The organism is Microbispora sp. ZYX-F-249 (assembly GCF_039649665.1).
Taxonomy (GTDB): Bacteria; Actinomycetota; Actinomycetes; order Streptosporangiales; family Streptosporangiaceae; genus Microbispora; species Microbispora maris.
In genome coordinates this window covers 258,308-277,654 of record NZ_JBDJAW010000002.1, presented here as the reverse complement: position 1 = coordinate 277,654, position 19,347 = coordinate 258,308, and the positions used below count along the sequence as shown (strand labels likewise).

The 19,347-nt window shown below is 73.9% G+C and carries 16 protein-coding genes; 8 read left to right on the top strand and 8 right to left on the bottom strand.

The window, feature by feature from the left end:
- The first annotated feature begins 42 nt into the window (after positions 1-42).
- Positions 43-552 (top strand): PH domain-containing protein, encoded by a 510-nt coding sequence (locus AAH991_RS03755; RefSeq protein WP_346224301.1) that lies wholly within the window; start codon positions 43-45, stop codon positions 550-552.
- Positions 549-2,225 carry a PH domain-containing protein gene (locus AAH991_RS03750; RefSeq protein WP_346224300.1) on the top strand — a complete coding sequence of 559 codons (1,677 nt, stop codon included), beginning with the start codon at positions 549-551 and terminating at the stop codon, positions 2,223-2,225. Before AAH991_RS03755 ends, AAH991_RS03750 begins: the two co-directional genes overlap by 4 nt.
- Here AAH991_RS03750 and AAH991_RS03745 read toward each other — a convergent pair.
- The 5 genes from AAH991_RS03745 to AAH991_RS03725 form a co-directional block, all read right to left on the bottom strand.
- Entirely contained in the window at positions 2,222-3,532 is a 1,311-nt protein-coding gene (locus AAH991_RS03745; RefSeq protein ID WP_346224299.1) for a helix-turn-helix domain-containing protein, read from the bottom strand. The two genes, AAH991_RS03750 and AAH991_RS03745, sit on opposite strands and share 4 nt — an antisense overlap.
- 127 nt (positions 3,533-3,659) lie before the next feature.
- Positions 3,660-3,914 (bottom strand): hypothetical protein, encoded by a 255-nt coding sequence (locus AAH991_RS03740; RefSeq protein ID WP_346224298.1) that lies wholly within the window; start codon positions 3,912-3,914, stop codon positions 3,660-3,662.
- A 417-nt stretch (positions 3,915-4,331) separates the two neighbouring features.
- A complete protein-coding gene (gene sepH, locus AAH991_RS03735; RefSeq protein ID WP_346224297.1) occupies positions 4,332-6,881 on the bottom strand; it encodes a septation protein SepH in 2,550 nt (849 codons plus the stop codon).
- Positions 6,882-7,381: 500 nt separating this feature from the next.
- Complete coding sequence (locus AAH991_RS03730) at positions 7,382-8,674, bottom strand: D-arabinono-1,4-lactone oxidase (protein WP_346224296.1); 1,293 nt, start codon at positions 8,672-8,674, stop codon at positions 7,382-7,384.
- 88 nt (positions 8,675-8,762) lie between these two features.
- Positions 8,763-9,953, bottom strand: a complete 1,191-nt coding sequence (locus tag AAH991_RS03725) for an MFS transporter (RefSeq protein WP_346224295.1) — start codon at positions 9,951-9,953, stop codon at positions 8,763-8,765.
- Positions 9,954-10,129: 176 nt separating this feature from the next.
- On the opposite strand from AAH991_RS03725, the gene AAH991_RS03720 reads away from it, so the two are divergent.
- Complete coding sequence (locus AAH991_RS03720) at positions 10,130-11,356, top strand: lytic transglycosylase domain-containing protein (protein WP_346224294.1); 1,227 nt, start codon at positions 10,130-10,132, stop codon at positions 11,354-11,356.
- A 10-nt stretch (positions 11,357-11,366) separates the two neighbouring features.
- On the opposite strand, the gene AAH991_RS03715 is transcribed toward AAH991_RS03720, so the two are convergent.
- Positions 11,367-12,365, bottom strand: coding sequence for a ferrochelatase (locus tag AAH991_RS03715; protein WP_346224293.1), 999 nt, complete (start codon positions 12,363-12,365; stop codon positions 11,367-11,369).
- A 116-nt stretch (positions 12,366-12,481) separates the two neighbouring features.
- Here AAH991_RS03715 and AAH991_RS03710 point away from each other — a divergent pair, with 116 nt between their 5' ends.
- Together AAH991_RS03710 and AAH991_RS03705 are read left to right on the top strand one after the other, a co-directional pair.
- Complete coding sequence (locus AAH991_RS03710; RefSeq protein ID WP_346224454.1) at positions 12,482-14,428, top strand: prolyl oligopeptidase family serine peptidase; 1,947 nt, start codon at positions 12,482-12,484, stop codon at positions 14,426-14,428.
- 115 nt (positions 14,429-14,543) lie between these two features.
- Positions 14,544-15,365 carry an inositol monophosphatase family protein gene (locus AAH991_RS03705; RefSeq protein ID WP_346224292.1) on the top strand — a complete coding sequence of 274 codons (822 nt, stop codon included), beginning with the start codon at positions 14,544-14,546 and terminating at the stop codon, positions 15,363-15,365.
- A 225-nt stretch (positions 15,366-15,590) separates the two neighbouring features.
- Here AAH991_RS03705 and AAH991_RS03700 read toward each other — a convergent pair whose 3' ends face one another.
- Positions 15,591-15,848, bottom strand: a complete 258-nt coding sequence (locus AAH991_RS03700) for a DUF2795 domain-containing protein (RefSeq protein ID WP_346224291.1) — start codon at positions 15,846-15,848, stop codon at positions 15,591-15,593.
- Positions 15,849-16,011: 163 nt separating this feature from the next.
- Here AAH991_RS03700 and AAH991_RS03695 point away from each other — a divergent pair, with 163 nt between their 5' ends.
- Entirely contained in the window at positions 16,012-16,188 is a 177-nt protein-coding gene (locus tag AAH991_RS03695; protein WP_346224290.1) for a hypothetical protein, read from the top strand.
- Positions 16,189-16,601: 413 nt separating this feature from the next.
- Here AAH991_RS03695 and AAH991_RS03690 read toward each other — a convergent pair whose 3' ends face one another.
- Positions 16,602-16,766 (bottom strand): hypothetical protein, encoded by a 165-nt coding sequence (locus tag AAH991_RS03690; RefSeq protein WP_169949406.1) that lies wholly within the window; start codon positions 16,764-16,766, stop codon positions 16,602-16,604.
- Positions 16,767-17,007: 241 nt separating this feature from the next.
- Between AAH991_RS03690 and AAH991_RS03685 the strand changes: the two genes are divergently transcribed.
- A complete protein-coding gene (locus tag AAH991_RS03685; protein WP_346224289.1) occupies positions 17,008-17,661 on the top strand; it encodes a response regulator transcription factor in 654 nt (217 codons plus the stop codon).
- 48 nt (positions 17,662-17,709) lie between these two features.
- Positions 17,710-19,194, top strand: a complete 1,485-nt coding sequence (locus tag AAH991_RS03680; RefSeq protein WP_346224288.1) for a sensor histidine kinase — start codon at positions 17,710-17,712, stop codon at positions 19,192-19,194.
- The last annotated feature ends 153 nt before the right edge of the window (positions 19,195-19,347 follow it).

The following is a 19,347-nucleotide window of genomic DNA, read 5'->3' as shown; positions in this document are numbered from 1 at the left end:
AGCCGCTGACATATCGCTGACGGCTTCCCTAGGGTGGGAGGCGTGACAGGTCCGCTCCGTGACCCGGCCCACCCGGTGTCGCGCCGCGCCATCGTGTTGTGGCTGGTGGAGGCGCTGATCGGCTTCGTCCTGCTGGTCGGCGGGACGGCCGCGGCGGCCGCCTGGCTGAGCGGGGCGGGGTGGCCCCCGGACGTGCTGTCCGAGCACGCCTGGCTGCTCCCGGTCGCCGTCGGCGTGGTCATGGCGCCCTTCATCGTCCTGGAACCCCTGCTGCGGTACGCCGTACACCGATGGGAGCTGTCCGGCGACGTCGTCTACGCGCGGGCGGGGTGGCTGAGCAGGCAGTGGGTCTTCGTCCCGGTGAGCAGGATCCAGACGGTCGACCGCGCGCAGGGGTGGCTCGAACGCCTGCTCGGGCTGGCGACCGTGGAGATCCGCACGGCCTCCTACGCCGGCTCGTCCACGATCTCCGGGCTGGACGACGAGGTCGCGGCGCGCCTCGCGGAGGAGCTCGCCCGGCGGGCCGAGGAGCTCAGGGACGACGCCACATGACCGGCCCGCCGCCCTCCGCCGCCGTCCCTCCCGGCGGTCCGTCCGGCGGTCCGTCCGGCGGTCCCGGCGCGCCGGAGCGACACGGGGCCGCGCGGCTGAGCCCGCGGGTGCTGCTGATCGACCCGATCCGCATGCTGCCCTCGCTGATCCTGCCGCTGGCGGGCGTGCTGCTCGCCGGGGGCTTCTCGCCGGCGTCGTTCGGCTGGGCGGCGGCCGGGGTCGCCGGTTCGGTGATCTACGCGGTGCTCCGGTGGGCGACGTTCACCTACCGGGTCGCGGGCGGCAGGCTGGAGTTGACCCGGGCGCTGGTCGGCCGTTCGGTGCGCACGATTCCGCTGGAACGGATCAGGGGCGTCGACGTCAGCGCCTCACCGCTCCACCGCGTGCTCGGCCTGGCCGTGCTCAGGCTGGACACCGGTGCCGGAGGCGGCGAGCAGGAGGGCGTGCTGGACGCCCTCACGGCCGAGCGCGCCGAGGCGCTGCGCGCGGTGCTGCTCGCCCGCGGACCCCTCCCTGCCGCCTCCGAAGCTGCCGCCTCCGGACCGGCCGCCTCCGTACCGGCCGGCGCGGGGACGTCACAGGCCGCCGGCCGGGCCGAGCGCGGTGCCGGCGCGGCGGCGCAGGCCGCCCGGAGCGCCGCCGTCGCGGCCGCGGGAGCCGTTCCCGCCGCAGGGGAGGGCGGCCGGGCCGAGGTTCCGCCGCGGGTGCTCGCCCGGGTGCCGCGCGCCTGGCTGATGTACGGCCCCCTGTCCGGCGCCTATCTCCTCACGCCGTTCGCGCTGGTCGCCGGGGCCTTCGGCCTCGCCTGGCAGTGGCGGCGCGAGCTGGGCCTCGGCGAACGGGCGGCCGTGCGCGCGCTCGAATGGGCGCTCGACCGGCCCGGGCTGCTGATCGCCGCGGCCCTGGTGCTCGTGGCGGCCATGCCCGTCCTCGGCGCGGCGACGTACGCGCTGTTCAACTGGGACTTCACGCTGCGCGCCCGGGAGGGGCATCTCGTCGCCGAGCGCGGCCTGTTCACCCGCAGGGCCGTGTCGCTGGAGCGGCGCAGGATCAGGGGGTACGAGCTGGCCGACGGCCTGATCGAGCGGCGTGCCGGAGTCGTACGGCTGTGGGCCCTGGTCACCGGATTGGGGGACGCCCGGAGCAGGGGACAACTGCTGCCCGTGACGCCCCGGCCGTTCGCCACGGAGGTGGCCGCGGAGGCGGTGGGGCCGATCCGGGCGCCGTTGCGCCGTCATCCGCCCGCCGCCCGCCGCCGCAGGCTCGTGCGCGCGGTCGCGCCGTGGCTTCTGGCCGCCGTGGCCGCCCTGCTCGCGGGCTGGGATCTCGCCGCTATCGTCGCGTCCGTGCTCGCCGTCGCGGGCGTGCCTCTGGCCCTTGACCGCTACCGCTCACTCGGGCACGCCTACGACGGCGCCCGTCTGTCGGTCAGGTCGGGCTCCCTGCGCCGCGGTCAGGTCGTCGTGGAGCGCCGCGCGGTGGTCGGGTGGACGGTGCGGCAGACGCTTCCGCAACGCATGGCGGGCCTGCTGACCGTGGTCGCCGGGGTCGGCGCGGGCAGCGGCGGCTACGCGGTGGTCGACGCGGGGGAGGAGCAGGGCGTCGCCTTCGCCGCCGAGGTCACCCCCGAGTGGCTCGAGCCGTTCCTGGCCCCCCGGCCCCCGGCCGGCTAGGACGCGTGGGCCCGGGGGGTGCGGTCGGCGCGTGTCCAGTCCGGGGCGGGCATGGGACGGAAGAGGAACACCTGGTCGGGCCGCCCGGTGCAGGACATCTGGGCGAGTTCGGCGCCGGGGGCAACGTCGGCCTCGCCGTACAGCGCGCCGAGGCACAGGCCGCTGTGCAGGGGCCGCAGGGTGAACCCCGGCCCCGAGGGCGTCAGCAGGAACCGCTGGTGCGCCGCCCCGGAGCAGTTCGCGGGAGCGAGCAGCGTCTCCGGTCCGGTCACCGCACCGTCGACCATGAGGCAGCCGACGCCCTCCTCGGGATGGTGCCATCGGATCTCGTAGGCGCCGCCGCCTGCCGCCTGCAGGTAGGTGTCGGGGACGAGATCCCGGCAGGGCCGCTGCACGGCCAGTGGCCGGTCGGACCGCTTGTTGCGCTCGCGTCCCTCGCCGATGCACAGATCGCGTCCGGCGACGTGCGAGGGGATCATGCGGTACCACCCGTCGCGCGGGGTACGGCCGCTCCCGGCCGTCGCGGCGCCGGGGATGGCCGAGGGCGGTGTGCGGCCGCTTCCGGCCGTCGCGGCGGCGGGTGAGGGCGAGGGCGGCGCACCGCCGCCGGTCAGGGACGCGCGCAGCTTCGGCAGCATCGCGCCTGTGGCGAGGAGCAGGACCACGATGCCCGCGCCCGCCACGGTGGACCGCCGCAGCGCCCGAGGCCCCGGCCGTACGGCGTCGTCCCGGCGTGGTCCTTCCGCATCCTCCGGTGCGGCGGGGTCGTCGGGTACGGCAGGGGCCGCGGGATCCACCTGACCCGGCCGCTCGGGCCCACCGGCTGGGGTGCGATCGGCGTGGCCGGGCCGCTCGGGCTCACCGGCTGGGGTGCGATCGGCGTGGCCGGGCCGCTCGGGCTCACCGGCTGGGGTGCGATCGGCGTGGCCGGGCCGCTCGGCCGGTGCGGGGTGTTCCGCCCGGCCGGGTACGTGGTCCGGGCCGATGGCCTCGTCCGGCGAATCGGCCGCAGGCGTCAGGCCCGCGGCGAGTCGCTTCCTGTGCGCCACCCAGCGCGCCGTCTCGGCCTCGCCGAGCCCGCAGGCGCGGACGAAGGCGGCCACGAACTCCTCCCTGGGGAGGGTCGTGCGTCCCAGGGCTCCGGCGATCGTGCTGGTGGGCAGCACGTCCCCCACCGCCTTCGCGGCGGCCGTGAGCTGCCGATAGGTCAGGCCGGACCACTGGCGGAGACGGCCCAGCGCGGCGACGAACTCGGCCGGGTTGGTCAGGCCCTCGGGTTGGGGAGGCGCGCTTAAGGGCCCTGACACGACGATCCTCCCAAGCCCCGCTACGGCGTCGATCCGGGCGAAACACTAACAAAGACCGGTGACGCGAGGCACTCCTCCGGGTCAGCGGATTTCGCCGCCCGGAGGGTCCGGAGGTGGTGGTTGGCTCCTATCCCTGGTCGCGCATGGTCACGTAGACGAAATCACCCGGGTTGAACCCCGCGTCGAGGCCGCGGCCGGCGTCCCAGCGGTAGTGGACGCCGAGGGGGATCGTGCCTTCCGTGTAGGAGCGGCCGGATGCCGGCCCGGCACCCGGCCGCCCGGCGATCAACGCCTGCGGCGGTGGCCCCGTGACCGCCGCATGCGATGCCGGGGGGAGCGCGACCAGCGTGCCTGCGGTCACCAGAGCGGCCGCCGCGAGCACACGGAAACGTTCCCAGCGTGATCGTCGATGCGAGAAGAACCTCCGTGAGGGGAAGAGGGGAACACCACGGAAGACTGTCGATCGACGAGCCGCGGGACAAGGCTGATGATCGTCCGGAACTGTTCCGGACGGTCCGACATGGGCTGGTCGCGTGCGATGCCGGGAGACGGGGCCGGCAACGGCCCTCGCCGCGGCCGGCCCTCATGCGCGGCCGACCCTCGTGCGGCCGGCCCTCGTGCGCGGCAGGGCATCCGCGCGGGCGTGCGAAGGGGGGCCATCCGGGCATCCGCGCGGACGTGCGAAAGGCCGGCGGGGAGTTCGCAACTCCCCGCCGGCCTTTCCACAGCGGGTTCATCACGGCCGATGCCGCCACCGGACTCCGCTCAGCGGACTCCGAAGGCCCGGCGCCCCGCGGGGTCAGTCCTGCTTGCGGGCGCCGAACATGATCTCGTCCCAGGTCGGCACCGAGGCCCGGCGTCCGCGCGACTTGCGGGGACGCGGGGGAGCCGGCTTCGGCACGGGCGGAGCGGGCGTCTCGGGCTTGGCGTCCTTCGGGGCGTCCTTGGGGGCGTCCTTCTGCGTCTCCTTCGCGCCGTCCTTGGGCCCGTCGCCCGCACGCTTCCCGGAGTCACCCGTACGGGCAGCCGGGGTGGGAGCCGGAGCCTGCCGCGCGGGTGAGGCCCCGGCGGCCGGCTGCGCCGGAGCCTGAGCGGCCGTCGCGGCCTCCGCCGCCGCAGCGGCAGGGGTGGGAGCGGAAGAGGCAGGGGTGGAAGGGGCCGCCGCAGGCTCCGCGGGCACGCTCGCCGCGGTGTCTGCCGCCGGCGGGGCAGCGGGCGCCGTCGCGGGCTCCGCTGTGGGCTCCGTGGTGGACTCCGTGGTGGACTCCGCGGGCACGCCCGTCGCGGTGTCTGCCGCCGGCCGGGCGGCGGGCTCCGTTACGGGCTCCGCGGGTGGAGCGGGTGCGGGGACGGCGGCGGGAACCGCGACCGCCGCTGTGGCCTCGTCCGTGGCGCCGCCTGCGGCGGCCGCGGCGTCCGCGTCCCCGGAGACGCTCGCCCCGGAGTCCGTCGTCGCGGTGCCGGCCGGGACGGGGTCCGGTGCCGCCGCCGTGCCGGTGTCCACGCCTGTGCCGGCTCCTGCGCCTGTGCCGGTCTCCGTGCCCGCATCGGACGCGGCCGGGTGCTCGGCCTCGGCAGCCGCACGGGGGGCGTCAGCCGCGCCGGGCACGTCCGTGCCGGTGGGAGCGGCCGGGACCGCTGCCGCGGCTGCGCCGGCACCGCCTCCTTGATCGGCGGCCACGGCGTCCGCGGCCCCGGGGACGGTCGCCCCGGAGTCCGTCGTCGCGGTGCCGGCCGGGACGGGGTCCAGCGCCGCCGCCGTGCCGACGGTCGTGGTGCCGACGGTGGTGATGCCGGCGGTCGTGGTGCCCGTGGTCGTGGTGCCCGTGGTCGTCGCGGTGCCGGTGGGCGCCGTGGAGTGCTCGGCGGACGACACGTCCGCGGGCGTCGCGGGGCGCCCGGCCTCCTGCGTGTCCGCGGGTGTGCCCGTGGGGCCGGATGGCGTCGTGGTGACGCCGGCGGACGCCGCAGCGTTCGCGGCGGGCTCCTGCGGGTGGGACGACGGCCCGGTGGCGGTGGTCTCGGCGGCGGACGCCGCAGCGTTCGCGAGGGGCTCCTGCCGGCCCGGCGCCGATGTGGCGACGGTGGCCTCAGCAGTGGCCTCAGCAGTGGCCTCCGCGGCGGCTGGTCGTGGCGTGCCGGGCTGGACAGGGGCGGCATCGGCCGGACCGGTCGCACCGGAGGGCGGGCTTTGCACCCCGGCGTCCGCCGCGGGCACGGGCGTGGCGTCGGCGACGGGCTGGGACGCGGCCTGCCGTTCCACCGCGTCCTGACCGTCCTCGCGGCCCGCGCCGTCTCCGGCGGCCTCCCGGCCGGCGACGGCCCGAGTGTCCGCAGCCTGCGGAACGACCCGGGAGGGCTCCCCGGCGGTCTCCGCTGTGGTCTCCACCGCGGCCTCAACCGGGCGCTCCACCCTGGCGTCGGCGGCGGGCACGGGGTCGGGGGCGGCGATGAGCGACTGCGGCAGCCGGAAGGGCACCGGGGTCAGTTCGGGCCGGTACGCCGCGGGCTCGTCCGCGTACAGCTCCGGCCGTCCGGACTCCGCGCGGCCGGGCTCCGCGCGCAGCGGCGGGCTCAGCCGCGGCGGCGGCACGGGCTCGGCCAGCGCGGCCGGCTCGGAGCGCACGGGCTCGGGACGTACGGCGGGCACGCCGAGACCGCGCTCGTCGCGGGCCGGATAGGTCTCCTGGGGCAGCGGCGGCACCGGGGCGAGCTTGGACGCGAGGCGGGGCACGAAGGGCCGCACGGTGGCGTCGTCCCGCTCCGGCTCGACGTACTCGGCCGCCGACAGGCGCATGGCCTCGTCGTCGTTGGGGGTGATGTGGCGGCGGCGCGGGTCGAAGAGCCACTCGGCGTGCCGGGTGTGACCGTTCCAGACGAAGCCGAGCCGCACCCGCCACAGGTTGTCGTCGCGCTTGGCGGAGTCCCAGTCGATCTCGTCGGCGGGCACGCCGCGCCGGGTCAGCCGCTCGGCGACCAGCTCGCCGAGCGTGGGCCCGGGGGTCGTCTCGCCGGGCATCCGGACCGAGACCCGCTGGGCCTGCTGGGCCATGTACTCGCGCTCCTGGAGAACCGGCCCCTCGAACCAGCGGACTCTCTCCACCGGAATGCCGGCGGTGGCCGCGATCTCCTCAGCCGTCTCGCCGGCACGGATGCGCGCCTGGATCTCCTTGGGACGCAACGGGCTCTCCACTTCGATCTCGTACTGGCCGAGACGGGAGAAGTTGCCGCGGACGGCAGCGCGGAGCCGGTCGTCGACGGGCAGCGTGAAGCGCGTGCCCCGCCCGGCCGTCGCCAGGACGAGGTACGTTCCGTCCTCACTAACCGCGACGAGACGGAGCTCCTGCATGCGAGTCCCTTCGTCGTCGTGCTCTGTCTTCCCCCGGACCCTTGAGTCTCTCGCGTGAGCCGGTTGCCTTCCAGCACCGTACCCGGCATGTCCGAACATCGCCTCGCCAGGGGGCGAGGCAGATGTTGTGACCCCGGTCACATTTTTCGCGTTCACCTTTCCGCAACCTGTCGGTCGTGTGGGAGCGGCAGTCCACGGATGGCGGCCGCGCCGCCGATCCGGCCCAGAAGGCGAGAGCGAGGGTCGTGTCTCCTCAGGTGGTGCGCGCCCACCGCCCGTCCGTACGGCGCGGGCGTGGCGCACGGCGCCGTGACCGTGCCGTACGCCGTGCGGCCGGACCTGCGGGAGGGTCTCATTCCTGCTTGCTCCCTCGGGTTCGAGTGGCGCGCCGGGCTCTGGTGTGCCCGTGCTCCGCAATGTGCCTGCCCGAGGGCCGGCGCGGGCAACGCGACACGCGGAAGACGCCGGACCGTGGAGAGGGACTTTACGCGGGGATGGGGTCAGGCTTCCCGCGACGCGCCGAGCACGCGGTCGAGGTAATCGTTGGCGAACAGCCCGTCCGGGTCCAATTCGCGGCGCAGCGCGAGGAAGTCGCCGAACCTCGGATACACGGTACGCAGGTAGTCCGCGTCCCGGGTGTGCAGCTTGCCCCAGTGCGGCCGGCCCCCCAGCCTGACCATGATCTCCTCCACGCCCTCGAAGTACGCGGGGTTGGGGGCCTGGCGGTAGACGTGGCAGGCGACGTACGCCGAGGGCCTGCCGTACGCGGTGGACAGCCAGGCGTCCGAGGGCGGCGTGACCCGCACCTCGACGGGGAAGGTGATCGGCCAGCCCGACCGCTCCACGAGGTCCCGCGTCTCGCGCAGGGCCTGGGCGAGGTGGTGGCGCGGCACGGCGTACTCCATCTCCAGGAAGCGGACCTCCCGCACCGAGGTGAAGACCCGGTGGGACGCGTCGACGGACTCCGACGTGCCGAGCACGCGCGCGGAGACCCCGTTGATCGTGGGCACCGCGCCGGGGAAGCGGGCCCCGAGGGCGCAGGCGGCGCCGAACAGCGTGTTCTCCAGGAAGACGTTGTCGAGCCACCGCTTGAACGCCGCGGGAGGCCGGGCCGGTCCGGCGTCGCGGTTGTTGCGCTTGACCAGGCAGGTGTCGGTGTGGGGGAGCCAGAAGAAGTCGAGGTGGTCGTCGGTCTCCGTCAGGTCGCCGAGCGTCTCGAGGATCCGGCTGAACGCCATCGGCTCTCGGCGGGCCCGCAGCAGGAACGCGGGCTCGACCCGGAAGGTGACCGCGGTCAGCACGCCCAGCGCGCCGAGGCCCACCCGGGCGGCGTCGAACAGGTCGCCCTCGCGCACGGTCGTCACGGAGCCGTCGGCGAGGACCATCTCCAGCTCGACGACCTGGTCGGCGAGGCCGCCGACGTGCCTGCCGGTGCCGTGGGTCCCGGTCTGGATCGCCCCGGCGGCGGTCTGGGCCGTGATGTCGCCCATGTTGGCCAGCGCCAGGCCGCGCCGGTGGAGCTCCTCGTTGAGCGCGTGGAGCGGGGTGCCCGCGGCGACCTTGACCCATCCGTCGCCCGCGTCGAGGACGCCGGTCAGCGCGCCGGGCCGCAGCAGGATGCCGTCGGTCAGCGCGACCCCGGTGAACGAGTGCCCCGTGCCGGTCATGCGGACCCGCCGGCCGGTCCTGGCGGCGTCCCGTACGGCGTCGGCGACCTCGGCCGCGGACGCGGGGGTGCGGACCTCCGCGGGGGTGACCGACTGGTTGCGCGCCCAGTTGACGAAGGCGTCCATGATCCTCCTCGCCCCGGCGCCTGCCCCGGGGTGAACATGAACATTACTCATGACCGGGCCGGCTGCCTATGGGCCTGCGGCCGGGCGCTCAGCCGGTGTACTGACGCCTCCGGACCAGCGCGGAGCCGCCGAGGCCCGCCACCACCGCGAGCAGCGCGCAGGCGTAGGAGAAACCGTACGCGTTGGACGCGCCGAACAGGTCGGTCAGCCGCCCGCCCGCCCACGCGCCGGCGGCCACCCCGAGCCCGAGGGCCGTGGAGATCCACGCCATGCCCTCGGTGAGCTGCCCGGCCGGGACCATCCGTTCCACGAGGGAGAACCCCGTGATGAGCGTGGGGGAGATCGACAGGCCGGCGAGGAAGAGCGCGGGAGCCATCGCCCGGATGTCGTCCATCAGCAGCACGGGCGTGAGCCCGGCCGCGAACAGCGACAGCCCGCGGACGAAACGGCTGCGCAGGCTGATCTTCCACTGGCGGGAGCCGAACCACAGGCCGGAGACCATGCTGCCGGCCGCGATCGAGGCGAGCAGGAAGCCGGACGCCGCCTTGCTGCCGTGCTCGTCGGCGAAGGCGACCGTGATGATGTCGATCGAGCCGAACACCGCCCCCATGGCGAGGAAGACGGCCGACAGCATCGCGACGCCGGGGATCGCGATCGGGGACCGGCCCGTGCTCCGGTGGCGTACGGCCGGCGGTTCCGTGGCGCGGAAGCAGGCGAAGGCGAGGGTGCCCGCCAGGGCAAGGACGATGGTGGCGATCAGCCCGGCGTACGCGTTGACGCCCGTGGTGAGCGCGGTCACGAAGGCCGGCCCGCCGACGAAGATGACCTCGTCGGCCACCGACTCGAACGAGAACGCGGTGTGCAGCCGGCCGGAGTCCTTGAGCACGTAGGACCAGCGGGCCCGGACCATCGAGCCCAGCGAAAGGCCGGTCGCTCCGGACGCCACGCCCGTGGCGTACAGCGTCCACTGGGGTGCCCCGGCGTGCGCGCAGAGCATCAGGGCGGTGATCGAGACGGCGTGCAGGAGGATGAACGGGACGAGGACCTTCGCCTGGCCGAACCGGTCCACCAGCCGCCCCGACAGGGGCGCGGCGACCGCGAACGCGAGCGACACGGCGGCCGAGACCGCCCCGGCGGTCGCGTACGACCCGGTGACCGCGGAGATCAGCAGGATGACGCCGATGCCGAGCATCGACATGGGCGCGCGCCCGATGAACCCGGAGATGACGAAGCCCTTGACTCCGGGCGTGCCGAACAGCCCCCGATACGGCCCGACCATGGTGTGTTTCCCTTCCGCACGGTGGTGCGTGTGCGTCCGGGCCGGCCGTTCGACAGCGGCGGCGGTCCCGGGGCGACCCCGGGACACGCGGACGGCGTTTGTCTCCGGTTTGGTTATCGCCTACCCGCATATCATGAGGCAAGTGATTTTTCCGGGTCGGGGGTGCAGGGGCTGAGGTGAGGACACCCACTCATGCCGCCTCCGCGCGGCTCCGCCCGATCGTGACCGGCCTCGCCGTCGTGATCCTCTGCGTCATCACCGCGGGTACCGCCTTCCTGGTCACCTGGCCGGACAGGGGCGCGCTGGCTGCGGGCGGCGGCCGTCCGGGGCAGGACGCGGCACGGGCGGAGACCGACGGGGCGCGGGCGGGCGATCCGCCTCCGGCCGCGCGGGCGACGGCGGGAAGCCTCGTGCCCGACCGCACGCTGCCGTCGAGCGCGCCCGTCGTCGGCGGGCCCGGCGTGCAGGTAACGCCGCCGCACCTGATGGCGATCGCCCCGAAACGGGTGCCGGAGCGCACTCTGCTGAAGATCGCCAAGCTGCGGCACGTGCAGAAGGTGACGGTGACCGACGGCGGCGCGGTCCACGTGTCGGGCACGGCCCTGCGGCTGCTCGCGGTCGACCCGGCCGCGTTCCGGTCGTGGACGCCCAAGCGCGTGGCCGACCACCCGGAGGTGTGGAGCGCGCTCGCCCGGGGTGAGATGGTCGCCGACGTGGCCACGATCAAGCGTCTCGGCATGGTGCTCGGCGCGGAGTACCAGATCGACCGCGGCCCCAGGCTGCGCGTCGCGGCCTCGGCCTCACTCGGGCTGCCCGGGGTGGACGGCCTGGTCAGTCAGGACCTGGGACGCAGGCTCGGCTTCCCCGGCGGCGTCGTCGTGCTGGTCCACGGCGACCCGGGCAAGGTGAGCGACACGGCGGTCAGGCGCCTGCTCGGCAAGGGCGCGCAGGTCGTCCGGGTCGGGCAGGCGGCGGACCGGCCCCATGCCACGGCCACACCGGGACAGGCCCTCGTCGGACGGCCCGGGAGCTACCTGGACCTCTACCAGCGGGCCGCCACCGTCTGCCCCGGCCTCTCGTGGACCGTCCTCGCCGCCATCGGGCAGGTCGAGAGCAGCCACGGCCGCAACAACGGCCCCTCGTCGGCGGGGGCGCTCGGGCCGATGCAGTTCATGCCCGCGACCTGGAAGGCGTACGGCGTGGACGGCGACGGCGACGGCGAGGCGGACATCTGGAGCCCCTATGACGCGGTGCCGTCGGCCGCCAAATACCTGTGCGCCAACGGAGCCGGCGCCGGCGGCGAGAAGCTCAGGAAGGCCGTGTGGTTCTACAACCACTCCTGGGACTACGTGAACAAGGTCCTGTCCCTCGCCGACGCCTACGCCCGCGCGTACGCCTCCTGATCCCGGGCACCTAGGCCGGCGGGCGGGCGGGCCGCACGGGCGCCGGGCAGCAGGTCGCCGCGCACGCAGCGGGCTCGGGCTCGGCGAGCAGTTCGGCCACCATCGACACGAACCGGGGGTGGGTGCCCGCCGTCGAGGCCCTGGTGAGGGCCATGCCGAGCTTCTCGGCCGTGGCCGCCGCCTCGACGTCGAGGTCGTAGACGACCTCCATGTGGTCGGAGACGAACCCGATGGGCACCAGGACGGCCGACCGCACGCCCTCGGCGTACAGCGCCTCCAGGTGGTCGCAGACGTCGGGCTCCAGCCAGGGCACCTGCGGCGGGCCGCTGCGGCTCTGCCAGACCAGGTCCCAGGCCCGCCCCTCGCCGAGCCCTGCCTCACCGATCTGGGCCGTCACCAGCTCGGCGGCCCGCCTGAGCTGGGCCTCGTACGCGCCGCCCGCCGGCCCCGCCGTACGGGCCATGGAGACGGGGATGCTGTGCGCGGTGAACACGAGCCGGGCCCGATCGCGGTCGCTCTCCGGCAGCCGGCCGAGGGCCTCGCGGGTGTGATCGGCCATCGCCGCGATGAACCCGGGGTGGTCGTAGTAGTGCCGGAGCTTGACGATCTCGGGGGCGCCGGGGACGGCCGCGCGGGCACGGGCGATGTCGTCGAGGTACTGCCGGCAGGAGGAGTAGGAGCTGTAGGCCGCGGTGACGAAGGCCGCCGCCTTGCGGACGCCGTCCTCCTTCATCCGGCGGACCGTGTCCTCCAGGAACGGGTGCCAGTTGCGGTTGCCCCAATAGACCGGCAGGTCCACGTCGAGCGCGGCGATCAGGTCACGGCACTGCCGGTTGATCGGGCTGACCCCGCCGAACCCCTGGTAGTGCGCCTCGACCTCCAGCAGCCGCTCGCGCGGCACGCCCCGGCCGCGCACGACGTTCTCGAGGAACGGCATGACGTCCTCGGGCTTCTCCGGCCCGCCGAAGGAGACGACGAGCAGGGCGTCGTACCCATTGGTGCTCCCCATGCGCCACACCTTACGCGGGCGGTACGACGGTTCGGCCCGCGCCTTCGGGGTTGGGCGGGCGGCGCGTCTGCGAGTAGGTTCGAGCGGTGAGCCAATTTCCGGACATCCGCGAATACATGGCCCTGCCGCGCGTGAACTCCCTGCGGCTGTCGCCCGACGGGACCCGGCTCGTGTCCGTGGTCCAGTCGCTCAACCCCGACGGCAAGTCGTACGGCACCGCGCTGTGGGAGCTCCCCCAGGACCCCGGAGGCGAGCCCCGCCGGCTGACCAGGTCGGCGAAGGGGGAGGCGGGGGCCGAGTTCGCCCCCGACGGCGCCCTGTTCTTCGTCTCCCGCAGGCCCGACGAGACGGCCAAGGAGACCGGCGGCGACAGCGCCGCCCTGTGGCTGCTGCCCGAGCGCGGCGAGCCGGTGCGCGTCGCCACCCGCCCCGGCGGGGTCTCCGGCGTGCGGGCGGCCGGCGGCACGGTCGTCTACACCTCCGCGGTGCTGCCCGGCGACGCCGGCACCGAGGAGGAGCGACGCAAGGCCCGCGACGAGGCCGGGGTGAGCGCGATCCTGCACGAGGGCTACCCGGTGCGTTACTGGGACCACGACCTCGGCCCGGCGCAGACCCGGCTCTTCGCCGGCCGCGCGGCGCGCGAGGGCCTGGAGGACGTGCGCGACCTCACGCCCGAGCCCGGCGGCGCGCTGGACGAGCACATGTCGTTCGACGTCACCCCGGACGGGCGGACCGTGGTCACCACCTGGCGGGTGCCGCTCGGGAACGGCGACATCCGCTGGGACCTGGTCGCGATCGACGTCGCCGACGGATCCCGGCGCACGCTCGCGACGTCCGGCGGGCACGACTTCGGCGGTCCGGTCGTGGTGTCGCCCGACGGGCGGCTGGTCGCCTGCGTGCGGGAGCGGCACGGCACCGAGGAGGTGCCGGTCGCGCTCGACCTGTGGGTGATCGACCTGGAGACGGGCGAGGGACGCGTGGTCGCCGGGGAGATCTTCCCCGCGGCGGTCGCGTGGGCGCCCTCCTCCCGGGAGCTCTTCTTCGCCGCCGATCACCAGGGCCGCCGGCCGGTCTTCCGCGTCCCCCTCGACGGCGCGGTCACCCGGGTGACCGCCGACGACGGTGCGTACGCCGAGCTGTGCCCGGCGCCCGACGGCTCGGTCTTCGCCCTGCGCGGCGCGATCGACTCGCCGCCGCGGCCGGTGCGGATCGCCGCCGACGGTTCGGTGACGACGCTGCCCTCGCCCACGCCGCCGCTCGACCTGCCCGGCACGCTGACCGAGGTGACCGCGACGGCCGAGGACGGGACCGAGATCCGGGGCTGGCTGGTCGTCCCTGCGGACGCGACCGCCGAGGACCCCGCGCCGTTCCTGCTGTGGATCCACGGCGGCCCGGTGTCGAGCTGGAACGACTGGAGCTGGCGCTGGAACCCCTGGATCATGGCGCGGCACGGCTACGCCGTGCTGCTGCCCGACCCCTGCATGTCCACGGGATACGGCCAGGACATGATCCAGCGGGGCTGGGGCGACTGGGGGCCGGTGACCCACGCCGACCTCATGGCGATCACTGACGAGTGCCTCAAGCGGCCGGAGATCGACGAGCAGCGGACGGCGGCGATGGGCGGCTCGTTCGGCGGCTACATGGCGAACTGGGTCGCCGGGCACACCGACCGGTTCCGGGCCATCGTGACGCACGCCTCGCTGTGGAACCTGGACCAGTTCGCCGGCACCACCGACGGCGCCAACTTCTGGCAGCGGGAGTTCGGCGTCCTCGGGTCCGCCCGGTACGCCCGGCTGTCGCCCCACCGGTCGCTCGGCGAGATCAGGACGCCGATGCTGGTGATCCACGGCGACAAGGACTACCGCGTGCCGATCGGCGAGGGCCTGCGGTTGTGGTGGGACCTCCAGCGTTCGGGGGTCGAGTCGAAGTTCCTCTACTTCCCCGACGAGAACCACTGGGTGCTCAAGCCCGGCAACGCGATCGCCTGGTACGAGACCGTCCTGGCCTTCCTTTCTCAGCACGTCCTGGACGAGGAGTGGACCCGGCCACCGTCCCTGAGCTGACCGTTGAGTGGCGGTACATCCTGGTTTGGGAGGATGTCATCCGTGCGGCCGACGCCCGAGCCGGGCGTCGGCCGCGCTTCGTTCTTGAGCACGTACGAGGAGGGGGCAGGCCAGGATGGACGAGCGGGAGTACCGGCATGACCGCGCGCGGGTGGAGGAGCTGCTGGAGCTGGCGGCCGGCATAGCGGAGGAGGCCGGCCAGATGCTCCTCGCCAAGCGGCCCGCGCGGCCCGAGGTGCTCGCCACCAAGTCGAGCCCCACCGACGTCGTCACCGCCCTCGACCGCGCCGCGGAGGAACTGATCCGCGGCAGGATCGCCGAGGCCAGGCCGCACGACGCGATCCTCGGCGAAGAGGGCGGCGACACCCCCGGCGAGGGCGCCGTACGGTGGGTCGTCGACCCCATCGACGGCACGGTCAACTTCCTGTACGGCCTGCCGGACTGGGCGGTGAGCATCGGCGTCGAGGTGGACGGCGAGATCGTCGCGGGAGCGGTGCACAACGTGCCGCGCGGCGAGCTGTTCACCGCGTCGAAGGGCGGGGGCGCCTGGCTGAGAGGCGAGCGGCTGCGCTGCAACACGGGCGTCCCGCTGGCCAAGGCCCTCGTCGCCACCGGGTTCGGCTACGCGGCCGGGCGTCGCCGGGTGCAGGCCGAAGTGCTGGCACAGGTCGTGCCCCAAGTCAGGGACATCCGGCGTGGTGGCTCGTGCGCCGTCGATCTCTGCTCCGTCGCGACGGGCCGCGTCGACGCCTACTACGAGCGCGGCACCAACTACTGGGACCACGCGGCGGCGGGGCTGATCGCCGCGGAGGCCGGGGCCCGGCTCGGCGGCCTGAACGGCAGGCCGGTCGGCCCCGACATGGCGCTGTGCGCCGCCCCGGGCCTCTTCGAGGAACTGCACGACCTGCTCGTTCCCCTCGACCCCGAGCGCGACTGAGGCCCCCGCTTCGACACCGTCCGCGGCGCCGGCCGGTCGATCCGGCCGGCGCCGTGGTCGCTCGTCAGACGAGCTGCGCTGTGCTTGTCGATCGCGCTGCGCTGTATCTGTTGATCGCGGTGCGCTGTGTCTGTTGATCGCGGTGCGCTGTGTCTATTGATCGCGGTGCTTCATGCTTGTCGGCCGCGCTGTGGTGTGCTCGTCAATCGCGCTGCTCCGTCCTCGTCAGTCGCGCTGCTCGCCGCCGCCGACGCCGAGCTCGCGTGCCACGTCCTCGATGTTGGCGAACGTCCGGTCAGGCAGGGACCGCAGGGCGGACAGCACCCCGTCCGGCGCCGACTCGGACGTGGCGCGGGCCAGCAGGTCTTCCCGGCCGGCCGGGAAGACGTGCGTCCCGCTGATCCAGCGTGCGAGGTCGCTGCGGCTGTCCACCTCCTGCTTCGTCATGCCCTCCGGCGAGCCCGGCTCGTGCTCCTGTCGCATACGCTCCACCTTTCCGTCACAGGGACCGGAGGCCCTACCCGTGTCCCTGACGGCAAACCTGACGCCGCCGTACGCGCCGGCCGGAGCGATTGCCCAGGTCCCGGCCGCATGCCCGGCCGCCTCGCGGGTACGCGGCGCAGGACGACGGCGGAAGGAGCAGAACATGACCGTGCCCGAAGAGAACGCCCCCAAGACCGACCAGAACGACCCGGCGCTGTCGCGGCAGGCCGCGCCCGCCCAGCAGGGCGAGTCGGGACGCGGGTCACAGGACACCGAGATGGCCGCCAAGCTCAAGGAGGCCATGTCCGAGGCCGACGTGGACCGTGACGACTTCGCGTGACGCCGGCGGCGCCCGCGCGCCGCGCCGCGTCGGCCCGGGGCGCGAGCCGGCGGCGCCCGCGCGCCTGACCGGGAGCCACCGGGAGCCACTGGGAGCCCCGGAGAGTTCACGAGGGGGCCGGGCAGGGTTCGCGCAGGGTTCGCGCAGGATTCGCGGTGATTTCACGCAGAGCCCGCCGCGCGCGACGCGCGCGGAGCGGAGGCGAACGGGCGGAGAGCGCCGGGCGCAACGAGCAGAAAGTGCCGGGTGCAACGAGCACAGGGCGCCGGGCACAACGAGCACAGAGTGCCGGGCGTACTGAGCCGGGCGTACTGAGCCCGGCGTCCGTCCGGCACGGACGCCCGGAGATCGCCCGGCTACACAGGCGAGGGGGCCCGCCGATCGGCGGGCCCCCTCGTCAGTGTTCGTAGCGGTCAGCGCGGGATGGAGATGCCGTGATCCTCGGCGAGGCGGTGCAGGTCCTCGATCTCGGCGGTGAGTGTGTCGGCGAGGAAGTCGTCCCCGCTCGTGGTGGCCTCTTCAAGACCCTTGTAGGCCTGGTCGAGCCTGGTTTCGATCGTGGTCGTGAACTCGCCCATCTCACCTTCTTTCTCAGGGGGCGAAACGTGTCACTGGGGGCTCCGGCACGGCTCCTGCGGAGAGGCGCGCCCTTCCCCGGGACACGACAATGGAGGGTGTCACGGGCCTTACCCATGTCCGGACCGACCGCAAACCTGTGAATTTCTGTGCTCTACGTCACGTAGAGCGCTGGAACCGCTTACCGGCGGCTTACGTCGAATGTGACCACAATGAGGACGTCGTACCAGCTAGGAGGACTTGATGCGCGTGCTTGTGGTGGAGGACGAGCGGGTGCTCGCGGACGCGATCGCCACCGGCCTCCGCCGGGAGGCGATGGCCGTGGACGTCGCCTACGACGGCGCCGCCGCTCTGGAGAAGACCGGCTACATCGACTACGACGTGATCGTGCTCGACCGCGACCTGCCCAAGGTGCACGGTGACGAGGTGGCCCGCCGGCTTGTCGCCCAGCGGTCGGCCTCGCGGATCATCATGCTGACGGCAGCGGGCGATGTGGACGACAAGGTCGAGGGGCTGGAGATCGGCGCCGACGACTACCTGGCCAAGCCCTTCGTGTTCATGGAGCTCGTGGCCCGGGTGCGCGCGCTCGGCCGCAGGTCCGCGCCGCCGCTGCCGCCCGTTCTCGAACGCGCCGGCATCCGGCTCGACCCCGGCAGGCGTCAGGTGACGAGGGACGGGGCGGAGATCCACCTCACCAAGAAGGAGTTCGCGGTGCTGGAGGAGCTGCTGCGGGCCGAGGGCGCCGTCGTCAGCCAGGAGGACCTGCTCGACAAGGCGTGGGACGAGAACATCGACCCGTTCACCAACGTGGTCAGGGTGACGATGATGACGCTGCGCAAGAAGCTGGGCGACCCGCCGGTCATCGAGACCGTGCCGGGCGTCGGGTACCGGCTGTGACGACCCGCGCCGCCGCCGTCTCCGCTTGTTCCCCGGGGGAGGGGCCCTGTGACCGAACCGCGTGACGCCTCCGAGAGGGGGACGCCGCAGATCCTCCCGCCGTCCGGCGAAGCGGGATCCGCGACGACGCCGGATTCCGCGACGACGCCGGGTTCCGGGACCACGCCGGGCTCGCCGGCTCCGGCTGGAGCACAGGCGGCCGGTCCGACCCGCAGGATGTCGAGCCCGATGGGCACCGGCCCCTACCGCAGCCAGGTGCCGCCGCCGCCCAGCGGCCCGCCCGCCTGGGACGGGCCGCCGCCGCTGGTCGCCCACCCGGTGCAGCGGGGCAACCTGCTCGACGAGATCAGGTCGCTGCAGAACCGGATCAGCATCCGGTGGCGCCTGACCCTCACGTACGCCGCGCTGGTCTTCGTCGCGGGCGCGCTGCTGGTGATGGTCATGTACGTGCTGGTCGGCCAGGCGATCGACGTCGGCTGGCAGAACGTGCCGAAGATCTACCTTCCGAGCGGCATCGTGCCGCAGGAGTGGGTCGACCAGGTCAACAGGCAGTTCGGCCAGTCGCAGGCGGCGGTGACCGCGGCGGCGCGCAGCGAACTGCTGAAGCGGGCGCTGCTGGCGCTGCTGGGCGTGGGGATCTTCGCTCTGATGCTCGGCTACGTCGTGGCCGACCGGGCCCTGCGGCCGGTCATGAAGATGACGGCGACCGCGCGGAAGCTGTCGGAGACCTCGCTCGCCCACGAGCGCATCGACCTCCAGGGCCCCGACGACGAGCTGAAGGAGCTGGCCGACACCTTCGACGCCATGCTCACCCGGCTCAACACCGCCTTCGACGCCCAGCGGCGGTTCGTGGACAACGCCTCGCACGAGCTGCGCACGCCGCTGGCGATCAACCGCACGGTGCTGGAGGTGGCGCTGTCCGACCCCGAGGCCTCCGACGACCTGAAGGTGCTCGGGCGTACGCTCCTGGGCACCACGGCCCGCAACGAGCGGCTCATCGAGGGCCTGCTGCTGCTCGCCCGCAGCGAGCGCGAGCTGTCGGTGCGCAAGCCCGTGGACGTCCAGGAGGTCGCCAGGACGGCGGTGGAGCAACTGGCCCCCTTCGCCGGGGAGGAGGGCGTCACGGTCGAGCACGACCTGCACCCGGCGGCCACGACAGGCGACCCCGTACTCATAGAACGCTGCGTCTCCAACCTGGTTGAGAACGGCATCAAGCACAATCTTGGTGAATCCGGAAAAGTATGGGTCCGGACGGGAATTGTGGACGGGGGTGCGGTTGTTCAGGTCGCGAACACGGGACCGCACGTTCCCGCGTACGAGGTGGAGAGCCTGTTCGAGCCGTTCCGACGGCTGAATGCCGACCGGGTGCAGTCCGCCAAGGGCGCGGGTCTCGGCCTGTCCATCGTCCGCGCGATCGTCCGCGCGCACGGCGGTACGGTCGCCGCCGTTCCCCGAGACGGGGGCGGCCTCGTGGTGACGGTACGACTCTCCGGGACCGGGGGCTCTCCGGGGACGCCGCAGTCGGCGCGCTGATGGAGCGAGCGCGCCGTACATGTGGTTGGATGTGCCGTCGAACGCGGTAGGGATACCGCCGATACTGTGGTTTTCGCCATATTTGGCTAACCGCAGCCTCCGGCGGGATGCCCCTCGCGTGTCGGAAGGTTCAGTGTTCGTTCAAGCGGGTAC

What these genes read in the sequence shown, in the direction of transcription:
- AAH991_RS03750 (WP_346224300.1), top strand. Translation starts at nt 549, where the DNA reads ATGACCGGCCCGCCGCCCTCCGCCGCCGTCCCTCCCGGCGGTCCGTCC.
- sepH (WP_346224297.1), bottom strand. Translation starts at nt 6,881, where the DNA reads ATGCAGGAGCTCCGTCTCGTCGCGGTTAGTGAGGACGGAACGTACCTC.
- AAH991_RS03730 (WP_346224296.1), bottom strand. Translation starts at nt 8,674, where the DNA reads ATGGACGCCTTCGTCAACTGGGCGCGCAACCAGTCGGTCACCCCCGCG.
- AAH991_RS03725 (WP_346224295.1), bottom strand. Translation starts at nt 9,953, where the DNA reads ATGGTCGGGCCGTATCGGGGGCTGTTCGGCACGCCCGGAGTCAAGGGC.
- AAH991_RS03715 (WP_346224293.1), bottom strand. Translation starts at nt 12,365, where the DNA reads ATGGGGAGCACCAATGGGTACGACGCCCTGCTCGTCGTCTCCTTCGGC.
- AAH991_RS03710 (WP_346224454.1), top strand. Translation starts at nt 12,482, where the DNA reads ATGGCCCTGCCGCGCGTGAACTCCCTGCGGCTGTCGCCCGACGGGACC.
- AAH991_RS03705 (WP_346224292.1), top strand. Translation starts at nt 14,544, where the DNA reads ATGGACGAGCGGGAGTACCGGCATGACCGCGCGCGGGTGGAGGAGCTG.
- AAH991_RS03700 (WP_346224291.1), bottom strand. Translation starts at nt 15,848, where the DNA reads ATGCGACAGGAGCACGAGCCGGGCTCGCCGGAGGGCATGACGAAGCAG.
- AAH991_RS03695 (WP_346224290.1), top strand. Translation starts at nt 16,012, where the DNA reads ATGACCGTGCCCGAAGAGAACGCCCCCAAGACCGACCAGAACGACCCG.
- AAH991_RS03690 (WP_169949406.1), bottom strand. Translation starts at nt 16,766, where the DNA reads ATGGGCGAGTTCACGACCACGATCGAAACCAGGCTCGACCAGGCCTAC.
- AAH991_RS03685 (WP_346224289.1), top strand. Translation starts at nt 17,008, where the DNA reads ATGCGCGTGCTTGTGGTGGAGGACGAGCGGGTGCTCGCGGACGCGATC.